Annotated in this window: 19 protein-coding genes; 12 read left to right on the forward strand and 7 right to left on the reverse strand. The window is 72.6% G+C overall.

What is annotated here, in order from left to right; translation table 11 throughout:
• The first annotated feature begins 82 nt into the window (after positions 1-82).
• Together ElP_RS29165 and ElP_RS29170 are read left to right on the forward strand one after the other, a co-directional pair.
• The gene (locus tag ElP_RS29165; RefSeq protein ID WP_145276237.1) at positions 83-2,266 is read left to right on the forward strand and encodes a c-type cytochrome domain-containing protein; all 2,184 of its coding nucleotides are present in this window, start codon (positions 83-85) and stop codon (positions 2,264-2,266) included.
• 269 nt (positions 2,267-2,535) lie between these two features.
• A complete protein-coding gene (locus tag ElP_RS29170; protein ID WP_145276239.1) occupies positions 2,536-4,206 on the forward strand; it encodes a TlpA family protein disulfide reductase in 1,671 nt (556 codons plus the stop codon).
• A gap of 11 nt (positions 4,207-4,217) precedes the next feature.
• Here the strand turns inward: ElP_RS29170 and ElP_RS29175 are convergent, their stop codons facing one another.
• The 6 genes from ElP_RS29175 to ElP_RS29200 form a co-directional block, all read right to left on the reverse strand.
• A complete protein-coding gene (locus ElP_RS29175) occupies positions 4,218-5,978 on the reverse strand; it encodes a hypothetical protein (protein WP_145276241.1) in 1,761 nt (586 codons plus the stop codon).
• 62 nt (positions 5,979-6,040) lie between these two features.
• Positions 6,041-6,775, reverse strand: coding sequence for a zf-HC2 domain-containing protein (locus ElP_RS29180; RefSeq protein WP_145276243.1), 735 nt, complete (start codon positions 6,773-6,775; stop codon positions 6,041-6,043).
• On the reverse strand, positions 6,759-7,136 hold the full coding sequence (locus tag ElP_RS29185; protein ID WP_145276245.1) for a hypothetical protein: 378 nt from the start codon (positions 7,134-7,136) through the stop codon (positions 6,759-6,761). The genes ElP_RS29180 and ElP_RS29185 overlap by 17 nt, the downstream gene beginning before the upstream one ends.
• A gap of 50 nt (positions 7,137-7,186) precedes the next feature.
• Positions 7,187-7,723 (reverse strand): RNA polymerase sigma factor, encoded by a 537-nt coding sequence (locus ElP_RS29190; protein ID WP_231749304.1) that lies wholly within the window; start codon positions 7,721-7,723, stop codon positions 7,187-7,189.
• Positions 7,724-7,829: 106 nt separating this feature from the next.
• On the reverse strand, positions 7,830-8,147 hold the full coding sequence (locus ElP_RS29195) for a hypothetical protein (protein ID WP_145276249.1): 318 nt from the start codon (positions 8,145-8,147) through the stop codon (positions 7,830-7,832).
• Positions 8,131-8,805: a radical SAM protein gene (locus ElP_RS29200; protein ID WP_390836105.1), complete on the reverse strand. Its 675-nt coding sequence runs from the start codon at positions 8,803-8,805 to the stop codon at positions 8,131-8,133. The genes ElP_RS29195 and ElP_RS29200 overlap by 17 nt, the downstream gene beginning before the upstream one ends.
• A gap of 538 nt (positions 8,806-9,343) precedes the next feature.
• Between ElP_RS29200 and ElP_RS29205 the strand changes: the two genes are divergently transcribed.
• The 8 genes from ElP_RS29205 (at position 9,344) to ElP_RS29240 (ending at position 21,139) form a co-directional block, all read left to right on the forward strand.
• Positions 9,344-9,940 carry an ECF-type sigma factor gene (locus tag ElP_RS29205; RefSeq protein ID WP_145276251.1) on the forward strand — a complete coding sequence of 199 codons (597 nt, stop codon included), beginning with the start codon at positions 9,344-9,346 and terminating at the stop codon, positions 9,938-9,940.
• Entirely contained in the window at positions 9,930-12,404 is a 2,475-nt protein-coding gene (locus ElP_RS29210; protein ID WP_145276253.1) for a serine/threonine-protein kinase, read from the forward strand. The genes ElP_RS29205 and ElP_RS29210 overlap by 11 nt, the downstream gene beginning before the upstream one ends.
• Positions 12,405-12,613: 209 nt before the next feature.
• Positions 12,614-13,402, forward strand: coding sequence for a hypothetical protein (locus ElP_RS29215; protein ID WP_145276255.1), 789 nt, complete (start codon positions 12,614-12,616; stop codon positions 13,400-13,402).
• A gap of 204 nt (positions 13,403-13,606) precedes the next feature.
• The gene (locus tag ElP_RS29220; protein WP_145276257.1) at positions 13,607-15,898 is read left to right on the forward strand and encodes a peroxiredoxin family protein; all 2,292 of its coding nucleotides are present in this window, start codon (positions 13,607-13,609) and stop codon (positions 15,896-15,898) included.
• A 177-nt stretch (positions 15,899-16,075) separates the two neighbouring features.
• Complete coding sequence (locus ElP_RS29225; protein WP_145276259.1) at positions 16,076-16,528, forward strand: hypothetical protein; 453 nt, start codon at positions 16,076-16,078, stop codon at positions 16,526-16,528.
• Between the two features lie 318 nt (positions 16,529-16,846).
• Positions 16,847-18,532 (forward strand): hypothetical protein, encoded by a 1,686-nt coding sequence (locus tag ElP_RS29230; RefSeq protein ID WP_145276261.1) that lies wholly within the window; start codon positions 16,847-16,849, stop codon positions 18,530-18,532.
• Between the two features lie 934 nt (positions 18,533-19,466).
• The gene (gene purE, locus ElP_RS29235) at positions 19,467-19,973 is read left to right on the forward strand and encodes a 5-(carboxyamino)imidazole ribonucleotide mutase (protein ID WP_145276263.1); all 507 of its coding nucleotides are present in this window, start codon (positions 19,467-19,469) and stop codon (positions 19,971-19,973) included.
• Positions 19,970-21,139, forward strand: a complete 1,170-nt coding sequence (locus ElP_RS29240) for a 5-(carboxyamino)imidazole ribonucleotide synthase (protein WP_145276265.1) — start codon at positions 19,970-19,972, stop codon at positions 21,137-21,139. Before purE ends, ElP_RS29240 begins: the two co-directional genes overlap by 4 nt.
• Before the next feature lie 34 nt (positions 21,140-21,173).
• Here the strand turns inward: ElP_RS29240 and prmC are convergent, their stop codons facing one another.
• Positions 21,174-22,094, reverse strand: a complete 921-nt coding sequence (gene prmC, locus ElP_RS29245; protein WP_197446469.1) for a peptide chain release factor N(5)-glutamine methyltransferase — start codon at positions 22,092-22,094, stop codon at positions 21,174-21,176.
• A gap of 113 nt (positions 22,095-22,207) precedes the next feature.
• Between prmC and ElP_RS38880 the strand changes: the two genes are divergently transcribed.
• Positions 22,208-22,819 (forward strand): NfeD family protein, encoded by a 612-nt coding sequence (locus ElP_RS38880; RefSeq protein ID WP_197446470.1) that lies wholly within the window; start codon positions 22,208-22,210, stop codon positions 22,817-22,819.
• A gap of 92 nt (positions 22,820-22,911) precedes the next feature.
• Complete coding sequence (locus ElP_RS29255; protein ID WP_145276271.1) at positions 22,912-23,925, forward strand: VWA domain-containing protein; 1,014 nt, start codon at positions 22,912-22,914, stop codon at positions 23,923-23,925.
• Positions 23,926-23,938: the final 13 nt, after the last annotated feature.

A 23,938-nucleotide genomic window follows, 5' to 3' on the forward strand; every position in this document is an offset into this window, starting at 1 on the left:
AGGGTTGGGCGTCAACCCCATCCAACGCGACGAACGCACCCGCCCCCCGATCCTCCCGAGCCGATCCCCGAGGTCCCCTGCGATGCGAGCCCTCCCCCCCACCGCGACCGCGGCCCTCGCCCTGCTGCTGCCGCTCGGCCTGCCGGCCGCCCCGGCGAGGGCGGCCGAGGACGCGAAGCTCAACTTCACCGACAACGCCTCGAAGATCTTCCAGGCCCGCTGCAACACCTGCCACAATGCCGACAAGGCCTCCGGCGGCCTGAACTTGACGACCTTTGCCAGCATGATGGAGGGCGGCGGCTCCGGATCGGCCATCGAGCCCGGCGACCCCGACAACTCCTGGCTCTTCCTCCTGGTCTCGCACCAGGAGACGCCGCACATGCCGCCCAACGCCCCGCGGATCCCCGACGAGGAGTTGGAGACGCTCCGCTCCTGGATCGAGGCCGGCGCCCCCGAGTCGGCCGGCAGCGTCGTCAACGTCCAGAAGAAGCCGAAGATGGAGTTCACCCTGGATCCCTCGGCCATCGGCAAGCCCTCCGGCGAGCCCGCCATGCCCCAGGGCCTCCCCACCGAGCCCGTCCTGGTGAACGACCGCCCCGGCGCCATCCTCGCCCTCGCCGCCAGCCCCTGGGCCCCCCTCGTCGCCGTAGGCCAGCACAAGCAGGTGCTTTTGTATGACACCCAGCACCAGTACCTCCGCGCCGTCCTCCCCTTCCCCGAGGGGGACGTCCACGTGGTCAAGTTCACCCGGGACGGCGACCTCCTGATAGCCGGGGGGGGCCGGGGGGGCCAGTCGGGCCGGGTCATCGTCTGGGACGTGAAGACCGGCGCGCGGATCATCGAGGCCGGCCAGGAATACGACCTCGTCCTCGGCGCCGACCTCAGCCCCGACCGCTCCCTCGTCGCCCTCGGCGGCCCGAGCAAGGTCCTCCGCGTCTACAGCACCGCCGACGACTCCCTCGTCTACGAGCAGAAGAAGCACACCGACTGGGTCACCTCCGTCTCCTTCAGCCCCGACGGCGTCCTGCTCGCCTCCGGGGACCGCAACGGCGGAACCCTGGTCTGGGAGGCCCGCACCGGCCGCGAATTCTACACCCTCGCCGGCCACGGTGCCCGGGTCACCGACCTCGACTGGCGGCTCGACTCCAACGTCCTCGCCTCGGCATCGGAAGACGCCTCGGTGAAGACCTGGGACATGTTCACCGGCAACCAGATCAAGACCTGGTCCGCCCACGGCGGCGGCACGACCTCCGCCCGGTTCGCCAAGGACGGCCGCCTCGTCACCAGCGGCCGGGACCGCGTCGCCAGGCTCTGGGACCAGGACGGCAAGGAGCTGAAGGCGTATGGCGGCTTCGAAGACCTCGCCCTCCAGGCCGCCCTCGGCCACGACGACGCCACCGTCGTCGCCGGCTCCTTCGACGGCGTCGTCCGCCTCTTCAAGGCCGACGACGCCACCCCGCTCGGCGACCTCCGCGCCAACCCCCTGACCGTCGCCTCCCGACTGGAACAGCTCCGCCCCGAGGCCGAGGCGGCGCAGGCCCGGGCCGACGCCGCGACGGCCGAGCTGGAGCCGCTCAGCCAGGCCGCCGCCTCGGCCGCCGAGGCCCTCGCCGCCGCCGACACGCAGTTCAAGGTCGCCGAGGCCGCCGCCGCCCAGGCCGCCGCCGCGACCACCCAGGCCGAGGCCGCCGCCACCGAGTCGACCACCGCCCACCAGGCTGCGCTCGACGCCTTCCGCCAGGCCGCCGAGGCCGACGCGAAGGCCCTCGAATCCCTCGCCTCCGCCTCCCGGGCCGCCGCCGACGCCGCCTCGTCCACCCGATCCCTCGCCGAGCAGGCCGCCGCCGCACCGGGCGACCCCGCCGCCCGGCAGTCCGCCGAACAGGCGATGGCCGACCGATCGACCGCCACCCAGGCGGTCGTCCCTGCCCTGGCCGCCGTGATCGCCTCGGCCGACGCCATCAAGGCCGCCCGGTCCCCGCTGGCCGAGGCCTCCGCAAAGAGGCAGGCCGCCGACGCCGCCCTCGCCGCCGCGAAGGCCGCCTCCCAGGCCGCCGCCGACGCCGTCGCCCCGCTCCAGGTCGCCCTCGACCAGGCGACCGCCGCGAAGGCCGCCGCCGACGCCGCCCTCGCGGCAAAGGCCCCCGCCGCCGACGCCCTCGTCGCGCAGGCCGAATCCTACCGCATCCGGCTCGACGCCCTCCTCGCCGAACTCGACGCCCGGCAGCCCGAGCCCGCCGCCGCGGCGTCGATCAACGAGGAATGATCCCTGACCGCGTCACTCGGATCTCGACGGGCCGGTGAACTTCCCCCGGCCCGCCCCCTTGCGCGTGGTCGGATGGATTGCTCCTGTCGGACCTCGCTCGGGACGTCGGCCTGGCGACGAGCCGATTCCCGTCCGGCGACACGGTTCCGGTCATTCAACCGAGTCCTGCGAATGGGGCCGGGCCCGGCACACGCTTGCACCGCACCCTGCGACAAGTGTAAGGTGGCTCCCATCGGACAGGTGTCCTGGTCGACCTGGGGGAGCCGTTCATGAAGAATGTATCGAGGGTGATCGCGCTCGCATGCCTGCTCCCCTGGCCGATCTCCACCGCGCAGTCTCCGGTCGAGGGGGACCACGCAGGCCACGCGGCGGACCCTGCCGAGCTGGTGAAGAGGATCCGCGAGTCGGAGGCCTGGATCGACCGCGTCAGCTCCTTCCACCTGGAGGCGATCTCCACCTTCCGGTTGACGCCCGAAGGGGTCGAGCAGCGGCGTCGGGAGTTTGAGGAACAGAACCCCGGGGTCGAGCCCGACCCGGAACGCTTCCCCGACCTGCGGCCGGTCACGACCACGTCGGTCGAACTCGCCTTCGAAGGGGATCGGCTCCGCTACCTCGCCGCACCGGAGGACCAGTATGAAGAACTCCGGCTCTGGGATGGCCGCCGCTTCGTCGGCCGGACCCGGAGCCTCCAGCCAGGCGTCGACCGCACCGATTACCTGCTGGCTTCGAAGCCGGAGGATCGATTCCAGCCCGTCTTCTGGCTCTACCTGTACGCCTTCCGAGCCGGCCCGAGGGCGGAACGCTGGTATCCGGATGGGAGCTACCAGAGCCAACTCGGATACTACGGGGATCCGAAGGACTTCGTCGATGCCGGGAGCGTCGAGTTCCGCGGCATCCCGTGCCGCCGCCTGACTTATTTCCCCTCCTGGACCCAGCTCTTCGTCGGCGTCGAGGACGGGTGTCTTCGGGGGACGAGGACCGGTGCCCAGAGTCTCCCGGACATGGAGCAACGAGTCCTCCGGGCGGTCAACGAACTCGGGCACTCCTTCGAATCGCTGGAGGATGCCGCCGCCTGGCGAGAGTCCCTCGGCCCGGAGCAACGGCAGCAGTTGGAGAGAGACCTGGGCCGGACGATGCACAGTTGGGTCGAACCGAACTTTGAACAGGCCCTCTGGGATTATCAAGAAGTCGCCCCCGGCTGCTGGCTGCCCATGACCCAGGAGTCGGTCACCTTCGACGTGGACGAGGAGGGCCGGACCTTCGAGGCGCTGAGGAACCGGGTGGAGGTCGTCGCCGTCTCGGTCAACGCCGATCTCCCGGACGACCTCTTCACCGCCGAACTGGAGGAAGGGGCGAGGGTCCGGGACGAAACGCACGACCCGCCCCTCACCTACGAGGTAAAGGCCGATCGGACGCCCGAGGAGTGGGCCGGTATCATCGCCGAGGCCGACCGTCGGGCCGATCGCGACCGCAGCCGCGAGCGGGCGCTCGACGCCCTGGTCGGCGAGCCCGCCCCCGAGTTCCCCGACGGGGCGACCTGGCTCAACTCCGACCCCCTGACCTGGGACGACCTGAAGGGCCGCTTCGTCGTCCTCGACTTCTGGGCCGAGTGGTGCGGCCCCTGCCGCAGCGACCTGGCCATGCTCCGGGGGGCCGGTGAGAAGGTCGAAGGATCACGCCTCGCCTACGTCGGCATCCACACCGCCGGCAGCGACCTCGACGCCGTCCGCGCCGTCGCCGAGCAATTCGGGCTCGACTATCCCATCTGCGTCGACGTCCCGCCCGAGGATGGCCCCGCTTCCTGGGGCTCGCTGTTCTCGGCCTTCGCCGTCGACCGCATCCCCCACGCGGCCCTCGTGGGCCCGGACGGCCGGGTCGTCGCCAGCGGCGATCTGACTGAGATGGTCCTCCGGGCGTCGGAACTCCGCAAGGAGGAGTGATCGAATGGGCCTCATTGCCCCCCGGGCTCGGCCACGATCAGCCCCAGGCGGCGATGGGCCATCGAGCCGTCCTCGGCCAGGGACGAGGTCGCATAGACGCCCCGGAATAACCCGAGCAGGTCGAGCACCCGGGACAAATCTTCGCCGTCCGACTCGTCTTCGAGCAACTCGACGAGTTCCGCTCGGCGGGAATCGGCCAGGAGTCGGACGGCGTCGAGGTCGAGGTAGGCGAACGTCGAGGCGTCGGGGAACAGGCGGTCCCGGGCGACCAGGGCGGCGGGCCGGGTCCGGGACTCACCCGCGCCGCGATCCGATAGCACCGAGGCCACGGCGTCGGCATCCGTCCCGACGACGATCAGCCCTCGGGCCACCGCGAACGCGAACCGGACCCGGCCCGCCCCCTCGCCGGCCTCGGAGATGAGGGCCGTCACCCGGGCGCCGTCCCTCCCCTCGACCGAGAGGCGGAAGCGCCTCCCGCCGTCGTCGTCGAGCGAGAGGAACGCCAGGGCGGTCCGCAGGGCGTTGTCCAGCGCCTCGGCGGCGGCCGGGTCGCCGACCGAGGCGACGAGCACCGCGGGGCTCTCCCCGATCGGCCGGGAATCGGCGGGCGTGTCGACCCAGCCGACCACGCCGGGGCCGATCGCCGGCAGGATCTCGCTCCTGGGGTCCTTGCCGAGCAACAGCCCCCGGGCGACCCCGGTGAGCGCCTCCACCCCCCCCCGGTCCTCCTCCGGCACCGACGCCACGATCAGGTCGTGCAGCGCGGGCAGGTCGACGTGCCCGGCCGCCGCCAGCAAGGCCGAGGGCGGGATCAGCCCGAGGATCGGCCCGGCGTCTCCCGATCGGGAGGCCCAGGAGCGGACCGGATCCGGCAACCGATCCGGATCCAGCGCCTCGATCACGTGCAGCACCGGGCCGTCCCGCCACTCCAGGGCGGCCCCCAGGGCGTCGATCGCCCCGAGGTACTCGGCAACGGGGGCCGGCAGGTCGTCCAGCTTCGGGGAATTCGGGTCCGAGGCGGCCAACCGGGCGATCAACCGGGGGGCGACGAACGCCCGGGCCATCGCCCCTCCGGGCATCGCCGACCGGACCCGGGCCAGGGCGGGGTCGTCGAGCAATTCCTCCCGCGTTTCGAGCCCGACCCGGTCGATCACCTCGGTCATCAGCCGCCGGGCATTCGTCCAGACGAAGGTCCCGTCGTCGAGCATCGCGTAGGCCTCGTCCGGCCGGCCGTCGCCGAAATCCCGGATCGAGTACGAGACGCCCCCGTGCTCCCGCTCCTCGACCGCGAGCAAGGCCCCCGACGCCCGCTCCGCCGCATTCGCCGCCCCGATGAAGCGGGACAGCAGATCCCGATCCGCCACCACCGTCTGCAAGAGTCCCCGGGCCTGCTCGGGGGCCTCGCCCTCCGGCAGATGGAGCGACAGCACGGCCGCCCGGCCGAGCAGTCGGTCGGCGATCTCGACGAGCGGGGCCCCCAGGGCCACCTCGACGTCCCGCTTCGCGCGCCTCAGCGTCGCCCCCTCGTCCGAGGCGAGCCAGTCCCGGACGAGGCGTGATGCCGCCAGTCCTTCCCCCAGCCCCGAGTCGACCAGGGCCTCCAGCCGAGGCCCCAGCCCCTCCAGTTCCAGCACGAGCGAGGCGTCCGGCGGGACCCGGCCCATCAACTCGTCGGCCGACTCGGACGACGAGACGGCCGGGCTCGTCAGGAACAGGGCGAGGAGCATCCCGGAGACGGCCCGGGTTCGGATCGAGGGACGACGGCAGGTCATCGGGCGGGGTCTCCGGCCTCGGGAGGGTCTTGGGGGGGCGGCGGTCCGGGACGCAGGGCCGGTCAGACGCCGCGATCGGCGGCGGGGGGGTCATCGGCGGGGGGGAGGTTCGGCAGGAGGAAGCTGAAGGCGCTCCGGGTCGGCTTCGAGAGCGGCCGGACGCCCGCCTCCAGGCCGCTGCCGATCAGGGTGACGACCCGCTCGGCGGTCCCGCCGTCGACGATCGAGGCCGTCGGCTCGATCGCCCCGACGACCTGCTCGGCCTCGATCGGGCCCCGGCCGAACACGTCCCGGCCGAGGCGGGCGGCCGGTCCGGACGTCTTCCGGGCGATCGCCACGGTGGCCTCGGCCGCCTCGGCCACGGCCTCGGTCAAGGGGCGGGGCGGGGCTTCGGCCACCTCCCGGGGAGTCCACGGGGGCTCGGGGGCCGCCCCGGGCCCCGGCCGCATTGCCCGGAGCCCGACGACCACCAACGCCACCGCCGCGGCGGCGGCCGCCCATCGGGCGATCGCCGGGCCCCGGCGAATCGGCACGACCCGAGGGGCCGGCCCGGCCCGGAACTCGTCGAGGATGCGGCCCGACAGGGATGCCGACGGCATCGGCGACGGACCGAGGCCGCCGATCGCCTGGGCCAGCGTCGCGTACCCGACCGCCCGGCCCCGACAGGACGGGCACCGGGCGAGGTGGGCCTCCAGCTCGTCGGGGAGCGGCCCGAGGGCGTCCGCCGGGCCGCGACCGGCCCGGAGCGCGTCGAGCCGAAGCGTCCAGGCCTCATCGACCTCACGGCACGACATCATCTTGCCCTCCGCCGCCCGGAGACGGGCCCGTCTCCGGGCCCTCCCCGGGATCCGAGACGTCCCCGGCCGATCGCTTCAACGCGGCGGCCAGGTCGGACGGCTCGCCGTCCTTGGGGACTTGGACGTGCATCTCCAGGTAGAACAGCCCCAGGCTCATGCCCACGCCGATCGACACGTCCGGCGGGGCGGGCTCCTTGGCCTTGACTTGCTCCACGGCGATCGAGAGCACCCGCAAGGCCTGGTCGACCGCCCCCCGGACCGCCTGGTCGGTCACCCCGGCCGTCTGGCCCCGGACGGCCTCGACGGCCTGGTCCGCCAGTTCCTTGCTCTTCTGCCGCCAGTTGGTGAAATCGAAGCTCATTGGTTGGTCCCATCGTCCCCGGGGGCCGTGTCCCTTGAATTCGGTCCGCCTCAGCAATGGACGCCTCGGCGGGTCAGGTCCTCCGCCAGGGCGGCCCGGGCGCGGTGCAGCCAGGTCTTGACGGTGCCGATCGGCCGATCGACGACCCGGGCGATCTCCTCGTAAGGCAGCCCCTGTTCATGGTACAGGGCGAAGACCAGCCGGTACTCGGGCCGGAGCCGGTCCAGGGCCCGGGCCAGCTCCCCGGCCAGGTCGTCCGGATCGCTCAGCCCGGGGCGGTGGTCGGCCCGGTCTTCCGGCGGCTCAATCGAGGACGGCCGCCGGGCCCGCCGGCCCATCGCCGTCCGGCAGCGGTTGGCGGCGATCCCCAGGAGCCACGGGCGGAGCGGGCGACCCGGGTCGAAGCCGCCGACCGACCGCAACGCCCGGACGAAGGTCTCCTGCACCACGTCCTCGGCGTCCTGGCGGTGGCCCAGCATCCGCAGGCAGAGGCCGAAGACGACGCCCTGGAACCGCTCGATCAGCGCGGCGGGGGCGACCGGGTCTCCCCCGCACAACGCGTCGACCAGCGCTCGATCGTCATCCATCGGCACTCGGCCCTCGATCCGGCGATCTGCGTCCGTCGGGCCGGTCATGGTGCTCTACCCGAGGCCGAGGGGATCCCGTTTCAGGAATTTCGACTCCCCTCCCCGATTATTCCGGCCGATCCCCGGCGGGTTCACCGACCCTGTCCTCCCCCTCCTCCTCGGCCGCCATCGGCCCCCCCTCCCGGGGCATCCGGAGCACGAAGTTGGCGATGACCAGGATCAGGGCCAGCAGCACGAGGTAGCCCTTGCGGACCATCCCCCCGGTCCCCGGCACCGGGCCCCGGAGCGCGAACCAATCGGTGACCCTCCCCCCCGAGAACAGCAGCCAGGCCAGGATGAGGCCGATCGCCACCAGCGGCCAGTACCGCCGGGGCGGCTCGGGCGTCGCCTCGGGCCCGGCGTCGGGTTCAAACTCCCCGCGCATCGGGCCCCCAGAGCTGCTTGTGCAACTGGACCTGGAGGCGGATCGGCAGGCCCGATTCCAGGATCCAATCGGCCAGCTCCGCCGCCGAGACCCTCCCGAACGCCGGGGCGAGCAGCACGGGACAGCGCTCCAGCAGCCGATGCTCCCGGAGCTTCTCCATCGCCCAGTCGAAGTCCTCCCGGTCGCAGACGACGACCTTGACCTCGTCGGTCGGCTTCAGCCGCGCCAGGTTCTCCCAGCGATTGGCCGACGCCTCCCCCGACCCGGGCGTCTTCAGGTCGAGGATGACCCGGACCCTCGGGTCGACCGGCCCGATGTCGCAGGCGCCGCTCGTCTCCAGCAGGACCTCGTGCCCCGAGTCGGCCAGCCGGGCCATCAGGGGGAAGGCCTCGTCCTGCAGGAGCGGCTCCCCCCCGGTCACCTCGATCAGGTCCCCCGGCCGGGCCAGGCCCAGGGTCCGCTCCACCAGCACATCGAGCCCGACCGCCTCCCCCCGGTGGAAGGCGTGGGGGGTGTCGCAGTAGGAGCACCTCAGGTGGCACGCCGTCAGGCGGACGAAGACGCAGGGCAAGCCGGCCTGGATCCCCTCCCCCTGGAGGCTCCGATACAGCTCGTGGACGACGACCGTCCCGGCCTGCTTGCCCTGCAAGGGCTTCAGGCGGTGGTCCCTGGGGGGGGAAACGACGGTCGGGGGTGTCGGGAGGCTCAACGGTCGCTCCGGTTCGGTCGGCAAGGGAAGGCGGACCAGTCGCCGACCCGCCTCCCATTGTACTGGACTTTCCACCACCCCAAGAAGGCTTCGGAGCCAGTCCGGTCTCCCCCGTCGAGGAGGCGACGCGCCGCAGACGCGTCACGACCATCATCACCAGGCCGATCGCCCCGGGCGGGCCAGCCCTCGTCCGCGAGCCCCGGGTCGGCGGTCGAGGGCGTGAAGACGGGGCAAGTCCGGGTTCCGGGATGGCCTCATCCTTGAGCCGGGCCGCCATGCAGGGGAAATTCGGGGGCGTGTTGCGGGGACCGGGGGCCGGATCTTGATCTCCCCATCGGGGGGAGTCCGACCGCAAGCCGGGCGGGTCGGACGGAGGGTTTGCGCCGATTCGGCACGCCACGCTAGAGTTGCTCATGCGGCCCGGCTATCCTCGGGGCGTCTCCGGGGGTCGTGACGCAGGCCTCGACTTCTCGACTGCTTGTAGCCCATGTCGGACGACGGCGGTTCGATCACCGGAGCCCTCCGGGCCTGGAAGGACGGCGACCGAGGCTCGGTCCAGCGGCTGTGGGACGCGTACTTCCACCGGCTGGTGGGCCTGGCGAGGGGCCGGCTCGACCGGGCCACGCGATCCGCCTCCGACGAGGAAGACGTCGCCCTGAGCGCCTTCGCCAGCTTCTGCCGGCGCGCCGAGCGGGGCGAGTTCCCGCGCCTCGACGACCGGGAAGATCTCTGGCGGCTCCTCTTCGTCATCACGACCCGCAAGGCCATCAACCGGGCCCAGCACGACCTCCGCGCCCGACGCGGCGGGGGGCGCGTGGCCCCGGCGACCGACCTCGACGGCCTCGACCTGCGCGACGCCCTCCAACGCGGGCCGACCCCCGAGGCCGCGGCCCAGATGGATGAAGACATCCGCCGCCTCCTCGACGCCCTGGGGGGCGAGCCGCTTCGCTCGGTGGCCGTCTGGAAGCTCCAGGGATATACGAACGCCGAGATCGCCGGGCGACTCGGCTGCGTCGAGACCACCGTCGAGCGCAAGCTCAGGACCATCCGCGCACTCTGGCAGGACCAGGATCATGACGGATGAGGTCGATCCGAGCGCGCCGGACCCCAGGCATGTCGCCGAGGTCGAGCGGATCTGCGACCGATACGAAGCCGCCCTGCGGGCCGGCGGGCGCCCTCGGATCGAGGACGAGCTGCTCGCCCTGGACGCGTCCGGGCGCGACCTGCTCCTGAAGGAACTGATCGCCCTGGACCTGGCCTACCGACGCCGGGCCGGCGAGCCGCCCGATCCGGCCGGATACCTCGCCCGCTTCCCCGACGACGCCGGGGCCGTCCGCGCGGCCTTCGGCGCCCTGGAGCCGAAGACGCAGGCAGGCGAGGCCACCGCGTGCCATGGCGACGAGACCCTCCCGGCGACCGCCCCGGGCGACCGTGATCGCGACGACCCGGCGGACGGCAAACGGGTCCGATACTTCGGCGACTACGAGCTGCGGGGCATCCTCGGTCGCGGCGGGATGGGCGTCGTCTATCGGGCGATGCAGATGAGCCTCCACCGCCCCGTGGCGCTGAAGATGATCCGCGGGGAGGTGACGGCCTCCGACGAGCAGCGGCGGCGCTTCCGCAACGAGGCCGAGATCGCCGCGGGCTTCGACCACCCGAACATCGTCCCCGTCTACGAGGTCGGCGAGCACAACGGCCAGCCGTACCTGACGATGCGACTGGTCGAGGGCGAGGGGCTCGATCGCCGGCTCCCGGCCTACGCGGACGACCCGCCCGCCGCCGCCCGCCTGGTGCAGCTCGCGGCCGAGGCCGTGCATCACGCCCACCGGCGCGGCGTGCTCCACCGCGACCTGAAGCCGGCGAACATCCTGATCGACGCCGAGGGCTCCCCGCACGTCACCGACTTCGGGCTGGCCCGCCTGGTCGAGGGGGCCGGCGACCTGACGCACAGCGGCGCCGTGATCGGCACGCCCGCCTACATGGCGCCGGAGCAGGCCAGCGGTCGGCGCGGGGCCACCACGGTCGCCACCGACGTCCACGGCCTCGGGACGATCCTGTACGGCCTGCTGGCAGGCCGGGCACCCTTCGCGGCCGAGTCGGTCACCGCCATGCTGGAACGGGCCCGCGAGGCCGTCCCCGAGCCCCCCTCCCGCTTCAACGGGCGGGTCCCGCGCGACCTGGAGGTCATCTGCCTGAAGTGCCTGGAGAAGGACCCGGCGCGGCGCTACGCGTCGGCGCAGGACCTGGCCGACGACCTCGGGCGGTTCCTGGACCGGGAGCCGATCCTCGCGCGGCCGGTCGGCCGCCTGACGAGGCTGGCGATGTGGGCCCGGCGTCGGCCGGCGATCGCAGCCCTGGCGGCGGCGTTGGCCATCGCGGTGACGGCCGGCGTGGCCGGCATGGCCTGGCAGTGGCGAATCGCGGTCGTCGAGCGCGACACGTCCGAGGCGATCCGCCGGTTCCTCGTCGAGGACCTGCTGGCCGAAGCCTCCCCCGAGCGGAACGAGCGGAGCCGGAACGTCACGCTCCTGGAGGTGATCGACCGCGCCGCCGGGCGGGTCGACGGCGCCTTCCCCGACCAGCCCGAGGTCGAGGCGGAGATCCGCCTGATGCTCGGCCAGGTCTACGTGAACCTGGGCGAGGCCGGAGAGGCCGGGCCGCATCTCGAACGGGCCCGCCAGCTCTATGAACAGATCGGCGGCGAGGATTCGATCGAGGCCCTGTCGACCAGCAACGACCAGGCGGTCGCCCTGCTCAAGCAGGGCCGACTCGGCGAGGCCGAGGCCCTCTTCCGCCGCGTCCTGGACGGCTACCGCCGGACCCTCGGCGACGACGCCCGGAAGACGCTCGTGACCATGTCCAACCTCGGAGACCTGCTGAGGCACACCCACCGACTCGAAGAGGCCGAGTCGCTCATTCGCGACGCCTCCTCCGGGCTGAATCGACAGTTCGGCCCGACGGACCCGGCGTCGCTGGGGACCGCGGGCAACCTGGCGATCGTCACCCACATGCGGGGCCGCCCGGACGACGCCGAGCGGCTCTACCGGCAAGCCGTCGACGCCTACCGGCGCGCCGGCAAGCGGCGGCATCCCGATTACCTGTCGCAACTCAACAACCTGGCCGGCCTGCTCCAGGAACGGGACAACTTCCAGGAAGCCGAGGAGGCCTTCCGAGAGTGCCTGGACACGCGCCGGGAGGTCCTGGGCCCGGCGCATATCGACCGGCTCATGACGATGAACAACTACTCGAACCTGCTCGTCTCGACCGGGAAAAAAGATCAGGCCGAATCCCTGCTGAACGAGGTGCTGACGCTGCTCGACGGCATGCCCGACCACGGCGTCCGGAGCGAGGTCGCCATCCTGGCCAGGGCGAACCTGGCCGAGCTCCTCGTCGCACGAGGCGTGCCGGACGAGCCAGGACGGCTCTACCGGGAGGCCCTCGACAGCGCGCGCGTGGTCTATCCCCCCGAACACCCGCTCATCCGGGAGATCCAGGCCCGTCTCGACCCGCTCCAAGCCCCGCGGCCCGCAGTCGTCCCCCCTCCCTGACCGCGACCCGGGAGGCGTTCACGGCCCGATCCGGGGACGCCACCGCGTGCGCCCAATGAGTCGATCCGTCGACCCACCTCCCTGCGCATCTCGCGCCGTGAGGGCCCGGACCCCCACGTCCCCGCGCAGTCTTTTCCCCGCGATTCCTCCCCGGCGGGCCGTTCCGCCGGGCACTTCGGTCGGGCACCTTTTGAGTTGGAGTACCCCGGATGCGAACGAGCTACCTCTGGCAGTCTTTGGTCCTGGCCTCCCTCGCCTTGTCGGGCCTGGCGCCGGCCGCCCGGGCCGACGCCATCGTCCTGCCCCCGCATTCGGTCGTCGAGGGCCGGACGATCGCCGAATACACCACGGATTGGTGGAATTGGGCCTTCAGCTTCTCCCTCCCCGACGACCCCTTCACCGACCCGACCGGCGCCGCCGCGAACATGAACCAATCCGGGCCGGTCTTCTTCCTCGCGGGCACGACCGGCAGCACGGCGAACCGGACCTTCACCGTGCCGGCCGACACGTACCTCCTGGTACCCCTGCTCAATTTCGAGCTCTCGCAGCTGGAGCTGGGCGACTTCAGCCTGACCGAGGCCCAGATCCGGTCCGAGGTCAACGGGGTGATCGATCTCGTCGACGAGCTACACGCCAGCATCGACGGAGTGGCGGTGCCGAACCTCTTCGATCACCGGGAAGAGTCCCCGGCCTTCGAGTATTTCGCGGCCCCCGACAACCTGTTCGACCTGCCGACGGGCCCCTCGGGGATCGCGGTCGCCGACGGCTACTGGCTGATGTTGGCACCGATCGCAGCCGGCGAGACGCACGTGATCAACTACGGGGGCGGCGTCTCGGCGTTCGACTTCCGCGTGGACGTGACGGCGACGCTCACCGCAATCCCGGAGCCATCGAGTCTGGTCCTGTGCGGCGCGGCCCTCTGCGGGATCGTCGTGTTCATGTCGAGGCGTGGACCCCGGAGCCGGACGCGCCCGGCCGACTCCCGAGAGGGTCCCTGACACGACGGGGCCCGGCACGGAGCGTCACGGCATCGACAGGTCGGACCGAGCCCCGGCCAGCGGCGGGCATCGCGGCATTCCCCACTCCTCGTCTCCGCGTGCGAGCCGATTCCCGTCATAGCCCCTTGGTCCGACCTCCGTCCCCCCCTTATGATCCAGATCCTCGTCTCCGCCCCAGTCGACGCCCCTCCCGGAGCCCTCGACATGCCCAGCCGCCTGACCCGGGCCCTGCTGACTCTCCTCGCCCTCGGCGCCGTCGCCGCCGCCCAGGACCCCGAGGGGCCGCTCCCCGAGGGGCACTCCAACCACGGCGAGGCCTTCAACGAGGGCCCCCGGCGGGCCGGCTACCTCATGGAGGGCCAGGGCACCGTCAACTTCCCGATCACCACCGACTCTCCCGAGGTCCGGGCCTTCGTGAATCAGGGCGTGGCCCAGCTCCACGTCTTCTTCTACTTCGAGGCCGAGCGTTCCTTCCGCCAGGCCGCCACCATCGAGCCCGAGAACCCCATGCTCTACTGGGGCATGGCCATGGCCAACGTCAACAACGCCGACCGCGCGAAGGGCCTGCTCGAAGTCGCCCGGGAGAAAGCCGAGTCCGCCGACCTCTCCCCCCGGGAACAGCTCTACCTCGACGCCCTCTCCGCCTTCTACAAGGAGGGGGACGGCGTCGACGACAAGGACCGCCGCCAGGGCTGGCTCGAGGGCCTGGAGGAGATCGTCCAGCAGTTCCCCGACGACCTCGACGCCCGGGCCTGGCTCGGCATGGTCGCCTGGCAGAACGGCCGTCAGGACGGCATCGGCAGCCGGGAGGCCGTCAGCCTGCTGCTCGACTCAGTCCTGGAGCAGAACCCCCTGCACCCCGGCGCCCACCACTACACGATCCACCTCTGGGACAAGCAGGACGACGCCCAGGCCCTGGAATCGGCCGCCCGCTTCGCCAGGTCCTCCCCCGGCATCGCCCACGCCTGGCACATGCCCGGCCACACCTATACGAACCTCAAGCGATACGCCGACGCCTCCTACCAGCAGGAAGGCTCCGCCCGGGTCGACCATGAATACATGATCCGGGACCGGGTCATGCCGTTCATGATCCACAACTACGCCCACAACAACCAGTGGCTCTCCGAGAGCCTCACCAAGACCGGCCGGGCCGCCGACGCCATCGCCGTCGCCCGGAACCTCGTCGAGCAGCCCCGGGACCCGGAGAAGAACAACGCCAAGACCTCCGGCCACCCCCAGCGCGAGGGCCGACGCCGCTGGACCGAGGCCCTCATCGCCTTCGAACTCTGGGACGACCTGCTCGAAGCCGACGCATCGACCGCCCTCGACTGGTCCGACGAGCCCGCCGAGCAGGTCACGCGCGCCCACGCCCTCGGCCTCGCCCACGCGGCGAAGGGGGACCTCGACGCCCTCGACCGACAAATCGCCGCCCTGAAGTCCCTCCTCCCCAAACCCGACGAGAAGGAGGAGACGGACGACGAAGAATCGGACGAAGAGGAATCGGACAACAACTCCAAGGGTGAGGATTCCAAGGACAAACCGAGGCGTGCCCGCAAGCCCCCCGGCCTCGACGACGCCCTCGCCGAGCTGGAAGGCCATCGCCTGCTCCTCGACGGCGATGCCGACGCCGCCTTCGACCGATTCGAGGAGGCCGGATCGATGCGACGGGAGGCCCTCGCCCGGCTGCTCCTCGAATCCGGACGCGCCGAGGAGGCCGTCGCCCAGGCGGCCGAGGCCGTCGAGAAGGCCCCGAAGGAGGTCGCCCCCCTCGCCGCCCGGGTCGAGATCCTCCACGCCGCCGGCAAGGTCGACGAGGCCCGGGCCGCCTACCTCGACCTCCGGGAGATCGCCCGGGAGTCCGACCCCGACCTCCCCGTCTTCGCCCGGATCGACGCCATCCTCGCCGACTGGCAGTCCGACGACGGCTGGCAAGCCCCCGCCCAGGAGCCCCGCACCGACCTGGCCGCGCAGAGCCGGGTCGACCTCAACACCGTCGGCCCCCTCTGCTGGTCCCCCTTCCCCGCCGAGCCGTTCGAGGGGGTCGACACCGAGGGCAAGACGCACCGCCTGGAGGACTCCCGGGGCCGTCCCCTCGTCCTGATCTTCTTCCTCGGCGGCGACTGCGCCCACTGCATGGAGCAGCTCATCGCCTTCTCCGAGGGGATCGACCAGATCCGGGCCACCGGCGCCCGGGTGCTCGCCATCAGCACCGACGACCCGGAGCGGACCCGGGCCCTCAAGGACAACGGCGAGGTCCCCTTCGCCATGCCCCTGATCGCCGACCCCGACCTCGTCCACTTCAAACGCTACCGGGCCATGGATGACTTCGAGGCCATGCCCCTGCACGGCACCTTCCTCATCGACGCCGACGGCCTCGTCCGCTACCAGGACATCTCCTGGCAGCCCTTCACCGACGTCGACTTCGTCGCCGCCGAGCTCTCCCGGATCAACCGCCTCACCGGCCACGCCCCCTCCCCCGTCGCCGCCAGCCGGTAGGGGGAGCCCCGCCCGGCCCATCGGGGTTCCCTCTTCCCTTGCGACGCCGCCCGCCTCCCGCGATGATCGGGGGCCCCCCGGATCGGCCGGACCCGGGCGATCGGACACCGATCCACCCCGGCACCCCGGGCCCGGCGACGCCGCCGGACGCCGGGCCGTGTTGAGGAAGGAGCGATCATGCCCAGGCCCACCCCGCCGAGCGTCGGAGAGGACCAGGCGGCGGGCCCGCCGGAGGGCAAACCCGTCCCCATCGCCTTCAACCTCTCGGTGTTCGCCACCTTCTTCTGGATCGTCTTCGGCCTCTCGATCATCTACGGCTACCGGGTCTGGTGGGACGCGCCGATCGACCCCAGCTTCGTCCCGTTCATGTGCGTCGGCTTCGGGGTCGTCGTCGCATTCGCCATCGTCCTCACCCTCAGCTACGCGACCGGGGAGATCGTCTTCGAGGCGCCCGGCTTCAAGTTCCAGGGGGCGTCCGGCCCGATCGTGCTCTGGGTCGTCTGCTTCCTCGCGATCCTCTTCGGCTTCTACCTGATGGGGATCTCCGAGGTCGTCTCGTCCGACTCCCACGAGCGGCTGCCGATCACCGAGGTCCACCGGCGCGACACGCCCCCCCGGCCGGCCGATTGAGCCCGGACCCGACCCCGGCGAACGTCCGGGGCCTCGATGCCTTGATGCGGGACGGCCGCCCCCGCCCGCCCCTCCCCGGGCGCCGCCGAGCCCGATCGGCCCGCCCTCCGCCCCTAGGCCAGGTGCCCGGCCGCGACGCCGGCCCCCGTCCGACCGACCCGAGGCCGGTCGCGAGACCGCCCCCGGGACGGACTCGCCGGCCATCCCATCGACAGTTGCCACTCCGACCATGGGGTCCTAGGCTCATGCCGTCCCCGCATTCGGGAGTTCCCCGAGTGCCCCGGGGTCCGGCCCGGCCCGAGATCGGAGTCATCAGCCATGAGCCTGAGCCCTCGCAGGTCCCGCCGTAACCGGCCCTTCCCCCCGCTCGCCGAGCCCCTGGAAGGGCGGCAACTGCTCTCCGGGGCCCATCCGGCCTCCCGGATCGCCGAGGCGGCCGCCGTCGTCGACCGGACCTTCCTCACGCTGGTCGGCCGGCCCCCCACCCATGCCGAGACGAGGGGCCTGCTCCACGTCCAGGCCAAGGCCGGGAACTACGGCGTGACCGCGGCCATCGTCGGCTCCCGGCCCTTCTACGAGCGGACCGCCGGGGGAGACCCCGGCCGCTACGTCCCCCTCGCCGCCGCGACGCTCGACGTCTACCCGAGTCCGGCCACCGTCGACCGCCTGACCGCGCTCGTCGATCGCCGGGAGGGCGGCCCGGGGGCGCTCCGCGCGGTCGTCGACCGGCTGACCCCGCCGGGCTCCTTCACCCCTCCCCCCTCGGGGCCGCTGGACCCGATCTACCGGACCCTGCTCCAGGACGTGCTCGTCGACGCCGACTACTGGGAGGACACCCCCCGGATCCTCGGCGCCGGGCTCGGCTTCACCCACATCATCGGCGTCCCCGGCCTGAACGGCCCCCAGCCCGAGGCGAGCACCCGGGCGGCGGGGGGGGCCTGGGAGACGCTAAGCTCCCCCTCGGCCTCCAACGCCGCGCTGCGGGCCTACACCGCGGCGATCAGCCCCAACGGCGTCGCCACCGGCTACGGCTATCCCGTCCGGTTCAAGGACGGCTTCCCCGTCGAGTTCAGCTGGCCGGTGCGGCCCAGCACCCTCTCGGCCGACGACTTCCGGGTCGTCCTGAACACCGGCCAGGTCGTCACGCCCGACGTCGCCTCGATCCTGCCGAACGTCGAGGATAATGAGCGGACCACCGTCGTCATGTTCGGCGACTTCGGCAACCGGATCACCCCCGGCGCCCCCGGCTCGATCTACCCCGTCCGGTTCGACGTGGTCCCCTCCTCCAGCCCGCTCCAGCTCGTCGGCCCCGGGGGGGAGTTCCGGTCGGCCGTCGGCCTGGGCTTCGGCGACGGCACCACCCCCATGAGCGCCTACGTCCCCGACGGCGGCCCGAAGCTCGTGACCGCCAAGCTCAGCGTGCTCTCGACCGCCGGCGAGTCCGCCCCCGCCCCCTTCGCCGGGCAGCTCCCCAACGACGGCGTGGCCCTGTACGGGGCCGAGGCCCAGTACCGCCTCCGGGTCGTCACCTCCGGCGGCTTCTCCCCCGACGGCGTCCGGTCGGTCTACCCCACCGAGTTCTCCCGATACTTCCAGCTCCAGGCCACCGACGCCGACGGCCGGACTCACCTGCTCACCGAGACGGGCGTCGATTACGAGCTGCCCGCCGGGACCGTCCGCATCCTCGGCCTGGCCGACCTCGGCGTCGCCCTGGAGTCGTACGACGATTCCTACGTCGAGGACCACGACAACCAGATCGACGTCATCCTCTCCGGCGACCTCGCCGCCGTCTCCTCGATCACCGCCGTCGTGATCCCCGCCTCCGGCGGCTATTCCCCCTTCTTCAACCCCGGGGGCCCCGGCAACGCCCCCACCCCCGGCGTCCCCTACTCCCAGCCCGGCCCGGCGCTCGTCCAGCCCGTCACCCTCGCGCTGGACGACCCGATGACCGTCACCCTCGTCGACCCCGCCCCCGTCGGCCGGATCCCCCGGGCCGCCCGCTGACCGGAGCCCGACCGCCCGGATCGGCGAGGGGACGTGGCGTCCCCCGCCGATCCGCGTCAAATCCCCCCGCACCCCTCGACCATGCCCCACCCCGTCGATCCGGGGTCGTGCCGTCACGTCGCAAGGCGGGGATCGACGCCGAGCCGCCCCGGATCGAGCGAGACCGCGTCGCCTCGATCACCGACCTTGGGAGTGGCCAGGAATGGTCCCGGTCCGACGCAATTCCGTATGACTGTCGAGCGAGCATTCCTCGATACTATAGGAGTCGGCCACCCGACTCCTCCCGGGGTCGACCCGCCCCCACCCCCCCCTCTTTGGCATCCCGATCGAGTCATGCCACCAGACGTCCCGGCGCGGTCGCACGATGCCCTCGTCGAGAAAAACGAAGCCAAACGCCGAAATGGCAGCTGAATCCGTCCTCGTTGCGCGGCACCGGACGGAATAACGAAGCCAAACGCCGAAATGGCAGCCGGGCCCATCCGACCCGGACACCCCCCATCGAACCCTCTCGACGGAGCGAACCCATTTCCCACCGGACCAATCATCGCAAGTCATGAAAATGGAATATGTTGCAGAGAACCCACCGCGGCGCACGGCGGCGCACCGAGCCCTCCCCGAGCCGGCCCCGGCCCTCCGCGAATGGCGAGGCCGGCTCCTCCCGACCGCGTCCCGCTCCCCGGGGTGGTCATCGCGGCCCGACGCCGATCCGGACCCCGGATTTCGACGGAGCGAAGCCATTTTCCCCGAGGAAAATCGACACAAGTCATTTCGGAACAAGAGTTAGCGAGATCAAGCCGTCGGCGCACCGGGGCGCACCGCGTCGATCCGTGACCCTGTCTCCTCTTCTGTTAGAATAGGGAAGTGATCCGGTCGGGTCGGGAGTCGCGACCGGCCGGAGGAACCGAGTCGAGTCGAGTGGAGCAGGCGAGCACCGATGGCTGAAGCCTTCCCCCCTCCCGCCCCGAGCCCGATGGTCGGCGTCGTCATGGGCAGCCAGTCCGACTGGGAGACCATGAGGCACGCCTCGGATCTGCTGACCGAGCTGGGGGTCCCCCACGAGGTCCGGGTCGTGTCGGCGCACCGGACCCCCGACCGGCTGGTCTCCTACGGCAGGGAGGCCGAGGGCCGGGGGCTCCAGGTCATCATCGCCGGGGCCGGTGGGGCGGCCCACCTGCCGGGGATGCTGGCGGCCGTCTCGGAGCTGCCGGTCCTGGGCGTCCCGGTCGAGAGCAAGGCCCTGAGGGGGGTCGACTCCCTGCTCTCGATCGTCCAGATGCCCCGGGGGGTGCCGGTCGGCACCCTGGCGATCGGCGCCCCGGGGGCCGCCAACGCGGCCCTGCTGGCGGCGGCGATCCTGGCCCGGCAGGACCCGGAGATCCGCGACGCCCTGGCCGCCTTCCGGGCCCGGCAGACCGGGTCGGTCCCGGAGCGGCCAATATGAGTGCCCTCGGCTCCGAGATCCTGCTCCCCCCGGCCACGATCGGGGTGGTCGGCGGCGGCCAGCTCGGCCGGATGTTCGTCCAGGCGGCGCAGCGGATGGGATACCGCACCGCCGTGCTGACCGACGAGCCCGACGGCCCCGCCGCCCAGGTCTCCCACGAGGTCGTCCTCGGCCGGGACGACGACCTGAGGACCCTGCAACGCTTCGCCTCGAAGGTGGAGGCGGCGACCGTCGAGTTCGAGAACGTCTCCGCCCCGGCCCTCCGCTGGCTCGGCTCCCGGATGCCCACCCGGCCCGACTGGAAGGCCGTCCGGGTCAGCCAGGACCGCCTGCGGGAGAAGGCCTTCCTCCGCCGGTTCGGCCTGCCGACCGCCCCCTGGCACCCCGTCCGGTCCGAGGCCGAGCTGGCCGAGGCCGCCCCGGCCGTCGGCACGCCGTTGATCCTCAAGACCGCCTCCTCCGGCTACGACGGCAAGGGCCAGATCCGGGTCGACAACCCGGCCGACGCCCCGGGGGCCTGGGAAGCCCTGGGCCGGGTCCCCTGCGTGGCCGAGGGGGTGGTCCGCTTCTCCTGCGAGGTCTCGGTGCTGGTCGCCCGGGGCCCCGACGGCGAGACGGAGAGCTATCCCGTCGGCCTGAATCGGCACGAGCGGCACATCCTGGACTCGACGGTGATGCCCGCCCCCGTCGGGCCGATCGTCTCCCGGGAGGCCCGGGATCTGGCCCGGACGGTGGCCGAGGCCCTCGGCTACGTCGGCGTGCTCTGCGTCGAGTTCTTCCTGACGGCCGAGGGGACGCTGACGGTCAACGAACTGGCCCCCCGGCCGCACAACTCCGGCCACCTGACCATCGAGGCCGCCCAGTGCAGCCAGTTCGAGCAGCAGGTCCGGGCCCTCTGCGGCCTGCCGATCGGGCCGACCACCCTGAGGACCCCCGCCGCCGCCATGGTCAACCTGCTGGGCGACCTCTGGGAGGCCGGCCCGCCCGACTGGTCCCAGGCCCTCCGGGCCGATCGCGGCGCCGCGCTGCACCTCTACGGCAAGGGGGCGGCCCCGGTCGGCCGGAAGATGGGCCACCTCACCGTGCTCGACCCCGACCCCGACGCCGCCCTCCGCCGGGCCCTCGCCTCCCGACACGCGGCGGCCGGAGGATCGCGAGACGCGTGAGGATCGGCCGATCCCCCAGCCCCGGCAGAACCCCTCAATCCCGGTCCCCGACCCTGGCCCCCAGGCGAGCCGCCAGCACCCGGTCTCGCCCCCCGGAATCCCGAAGCACCCTGATGTCCTCATACTCCGAGCCGAACGTATGGGCCACGCGGACCGCCGACTCCCCTTGATCGTGCTCGTGCTCCAGGAACACCCGACCGCCGGGCGAGAGCAGGAGGCGGGCCTCATCGAGGATCCGGCGGTGGAAGTCCAGGCCGTCGGCGCCCCCGTCGAGCGCCAGGAGGGGCTCGTGCCCGGCCACGGCCGGGCCCATGGCCTCGATCCCCCCGGACGGGATGTAAGGCGGGTTGGAGACGATCAGGTCGAACCGCCGACCGGCCGCGATCCGGGCCGCCGGCTCGGCCAGGTCGCCCTGCCCGAGCCGGATCCGGCCGGTCATCCCGTGCCGTCGGACGTTCCGGTCGGCCACCGCGAGGGCCTCGCCGCTCAGGTCGGTGGCGACGACGTCCGCCCCCGGCAGCCGGTCGGCCAGGGTGATCGCCACGCAGCCGCTGCCGCAGCAGAGCTCCAGCACCAGGGGACGGTCGGGGAGCGGCCGGGCTCGGACGTCGTCGAGGACGATCCGGACCAGTTCCTCGGTGTCCCTCCGGGGGATGAGCGTGCCCCGGGACACCTCGAAGATCCTGCCGCAGAAGGGGGAGAACCCAAGGACGTAGGCGATCGGCTCGCCCTGCTCGACCCTCCGGATCAGGCCGTCGATCCGCCCCTGCTCCCGAGCGGTCGGCGGCCGGTCCAGCCCGCCGAGTTCATTCCCCGGCTCGACCCCGAGCACGACGGCCGCCAGCAGGTCGACGCTCGGCCTTGGGTCCTTGACCCCGTCGAGCCGGTCGAGGCGGTCGGCCACAGCCTCCAGCGCCGATCGGAGGGTGGTCCGGGTTCCCAGGTCGCTGCTCATGGTCGTCGTTCCCGGAGGGGGCTTCGGATGCGATCCGCCCCCCTCCGGAGCAAGATCGGGGCCGTCGCCTCCCCGGCCGTCCCGGCGGCCCCGCCCTCGCAGGGAGCCTGACCATGCGACGCCCCCAGGTCTCGCCCGGCACCCCGGCCCGATCGGCGACCCCGCTGCGCCCCTCCGGCAAGGTCTCCATCGAGGGCCGGACCTTCGACGCCCGGGCCGCCGGCTCCTGGATCGACGCCGACCAGCCCGTCTCGGTCCACCGGGTCGACGGCTTCGGCCTGGTCGTCGGCCCGCCGGGGACCTCCCCCCTTCCCCGTGACGACGGCCCATCGGGCCTGGATGGGAGTGACCCCGATTCGTACCGCCCGCCCTCCCGGCTGGAACGCCACCTCTCGGGCCTGATCGCCTTCGGCGCCCTGGGGACCGGGGGGGCCGGGCTCCTCCTGCTCGCCCTGGCGTTCCGGGTCGGGCCCCGGGACTTGCTCTACCTCCTCGCCCCGGTCCTGGTCGGCGGGGCGGCCTCCGGAGCGGCGCTCTACGGCCTGGCCTGCCTGGCGATCGGGCTCCTCGGGCGGGCCTCCCGGCTGTTGGGCCGCCCCGGCCCGGTCGGGCTGCTGGCCCGGGTCCTCGCCTCGCCGCTGGAGGTGCTGCTGGTCCTCACGATGCTGGCGATCGCCGCCGCCGGCTTGCTGCTGGTGGCCGGATCCGGGGCCGATCCCCCCTGATGCCCTTCACCCCCCCGAGTCACGATGGATCGAGGACGACCGACCCGATCCGAACCGATCCGATCCGATCCGACTGGAGGCCGTGACGGCCGATGCGACTCGCCGAACCGTACTGGCTGCTGCTCCTGGTGCTGCTGCCGATCCCCTGGCTGGCCGACCGGGCACGCCCGAGGATCCGCTGGCCCTCGCTGGGGCTGTTCCCGCCGAGGGGGTGGAAGGCGGGCGGTTCGGGATGGGCGAGTCACGCATCGACCGCGATCCGGACGGCGGCGATCGGCTGCGTCGTCCTGGCGATGGCCCGCCCGCAGACGGTCGCCGGGAAGACGCGGATCCGGAGCCAGGGCGTGGCCATCGTCGTCGCCGTCGACCAGAGCTTCACCATGACCGCCGAGGACATCCCCGGCGAGGGCGGCGCGTCGATCTCCCGCCTGGAGGCCGCCCGCCGCACGGTCGACCGCTTCATCCTCGGCCGGCCCGACGACCTGATCGGCCTGGTCACCTTCGCCACCTACCCCGACCTCGCCTGCCCGCCGACCCTGGACCACGAGGCCCTCCGGGCCCTGGTCGCCGGCGTCGAGCCGGCCCGGCCGGGGGAGAACGCCACGAACATCGGCGACGCGATCGCCTGGTCGCTGCAGGCCGCCCTCGGCGCCGAGGCCGACCGGCGGGCGATCATCCTCCTCACCGACGGCCAGAACCAGCCGGATGCTTCCGCCACCCCCGACTGGCTCGAACCCGACGAGGCCGCCAGGCTCGTCCGACGCCTCGGCGCCCGGCTCTACGCGATCGGCCTCGGCGCCCCGGGGGGGACCGTCCGGATCGGGGTCCCCGGCACCGACATCTCCTACCCCGAGACCCTCCGGGAGGGCTACGACCCCGAGGCCCTGGTCCGATGGGCCGACCTCGGCGGCGGCAAAGCCTTCGGGGCCGAGGACTCCGAGGCCCTCGACCGGGTCTTCGACCGGATCAACGCCCTGGAGACGTCCCCGATCACCGGCGAGATCCTGACCCGGTATCAGGAGGAGTTCCCGCCGCTGGTCGTCGCCGCCCTCGCCCTGCTCTCGATCGACCGCCTGACGGCCGCCCTCCGGCCGAAGCTGCCCTGAGCCGTCGCGATTG

The organism is Tautonia plasticadhaerens (assembly GCF_007752535.1).
Taxonomy (GTDB): Bacteria; Planctomycetota; Planctomycetia; order Isosphaerales; family Isosphaeraceae; genus Tautonia; species Tautonia plasticadhaerens.

What these genes read in the sequence shown, in the direction of transcription:
- ElP_RS29195 (WP_145276249.1), bottom strand. Translation starts at nt 8,147, where the DNA reads ATGCGCGGGGAGTTTGAACCCGACGCCGGGCCCGAGGCGACGCCCGAG.
- ElP_RS29210 (WP_145276253.1), top strand. Translation starts at nt 9,930, where the DNA reads ATGACGGATGAGGTCGATCCGAGCGCGCCGGACCCCAGGCATGTCGCC.
- ElP_RS29205 (WP_145276251.1), top strand. Translation starts at nt 9,344, where the DNA reads ATGTCGGACGACGGCGGTTCGATCACCGGAGCCCTCCGGGCCTGGAAG.
- ElP_RS29170 (WP_145276239.1), top strand. Translation starts at nt 2,536, where the DNA reads ATGAAGAATGTATCGAGGGTGATCGCGCTCGCATGCCTGCTCCCCTGG.
- ElP_RS29255 (WP_145276271.1), top strand. Translation starts at nt 22,912, where the DNA reads ATGCGACTCGCCGAACCGTACTGGCTGCTGCTCCTGGTGCTGCTGCCG.
- ElP_RS29225 (WP_145276259.1), top strand. Translation starts at nt 16,076, where the DNA reads ATGCCCAGGCCCACCCCGCCGAGCGTCGGAGAGGACCAGGCGGCGGGC.
- ElP_RS29175 (WP_145276241.1), bottom strand. Translation starts at nt 5,978, where the DNA reads ATGACCTGCCGTCGTCCCTCGATCCGAACCCGGGCCGTCTCCGGGATG.
- ElP_RS29190 (WP_231749304.1), bottom strand. Translation starts at nt 7,723, where the DNA reads ATGGATGACGATCGAGCGCTGGTCGACGCGTTGTGCGGGGGAGACCCG.
- purE (WP_145276263.1), top strand. Translation starts at nt 19,467, where the DNA reads ATGGCTGAAGCCTTCCCCCCTCCCGCCCCGAGCCCGATGGTCGGCGTC.
- ElP_RS29180 (WP_145276243.1), bottom strand. Translation starts at nt 6,775, where the DNA reads ATGATGTCGTGCCGTGAGGTCGATGAGGCCTGGACGCTTCGGCTCGAC.
- ElP_RS29165 (WP_145276237.1), top strand. Translation starts at nt 83, where the DNA reads ATGCGAGCCCTCCCCCCCACCGCGACCGCGGCCCTCGCCCTGCTGCTG.
- ElP_RS29215 (WP_145276255.1), top strand. Translation starts at nt 12,614, where the DNA reads ATGCGAACGAGCTACCTCTGGCAGTCTTTGGTCCTGGCCTCCCTCGCC.
- ElP_RS29185 (WP_145276245.1), bottom strand. Translation starts at nt 7,136, where the DNA reads ATGAGCTTCGATTTCACCAACTGGCGGCAGAAGAGCAAGGAACTGGCG.
- ElP_RS29220 (WP_145276257.1), top strand. Translation starts at nt 13,607, where the DNA reads ATGCCCAGCCGCCTGACCCGGGCCCTGCTGACTCTCCTCGCCCTCGGC.
- ElP_RS38880 (WP_197446470.1), top strand. Translation starts at nt 22,208, where the DNA reads ATGCGACGCCCCCAGGTCTCGCCCGGCACCCCGGCCCGATCGGCGACC.
- prmC (WP_197446469.1), bottom strand. Translation starts at nt 22,094, where the DNA reads ATGAGCAGCGACCTGGGAACCCGGACCACCCTCCGATCGGCGCTGGAG.
- ElP_RS29240 (WP_145276265.1), top strand. Translation starts at nt 19,970, where the DNA reads ATGAGTGCCCTCGGCTCCGAGATCCTGCTCCCCCCGGCCACGATCGGG.
- ElP_RS29230 (WP_145276261.1), top strand. Translation starts at nt 16,847, where the DNA reads ATGAGCCTGAGCCCTCGCAGGTCCCGCCGTAACCGGCCCTTCCCCCCG.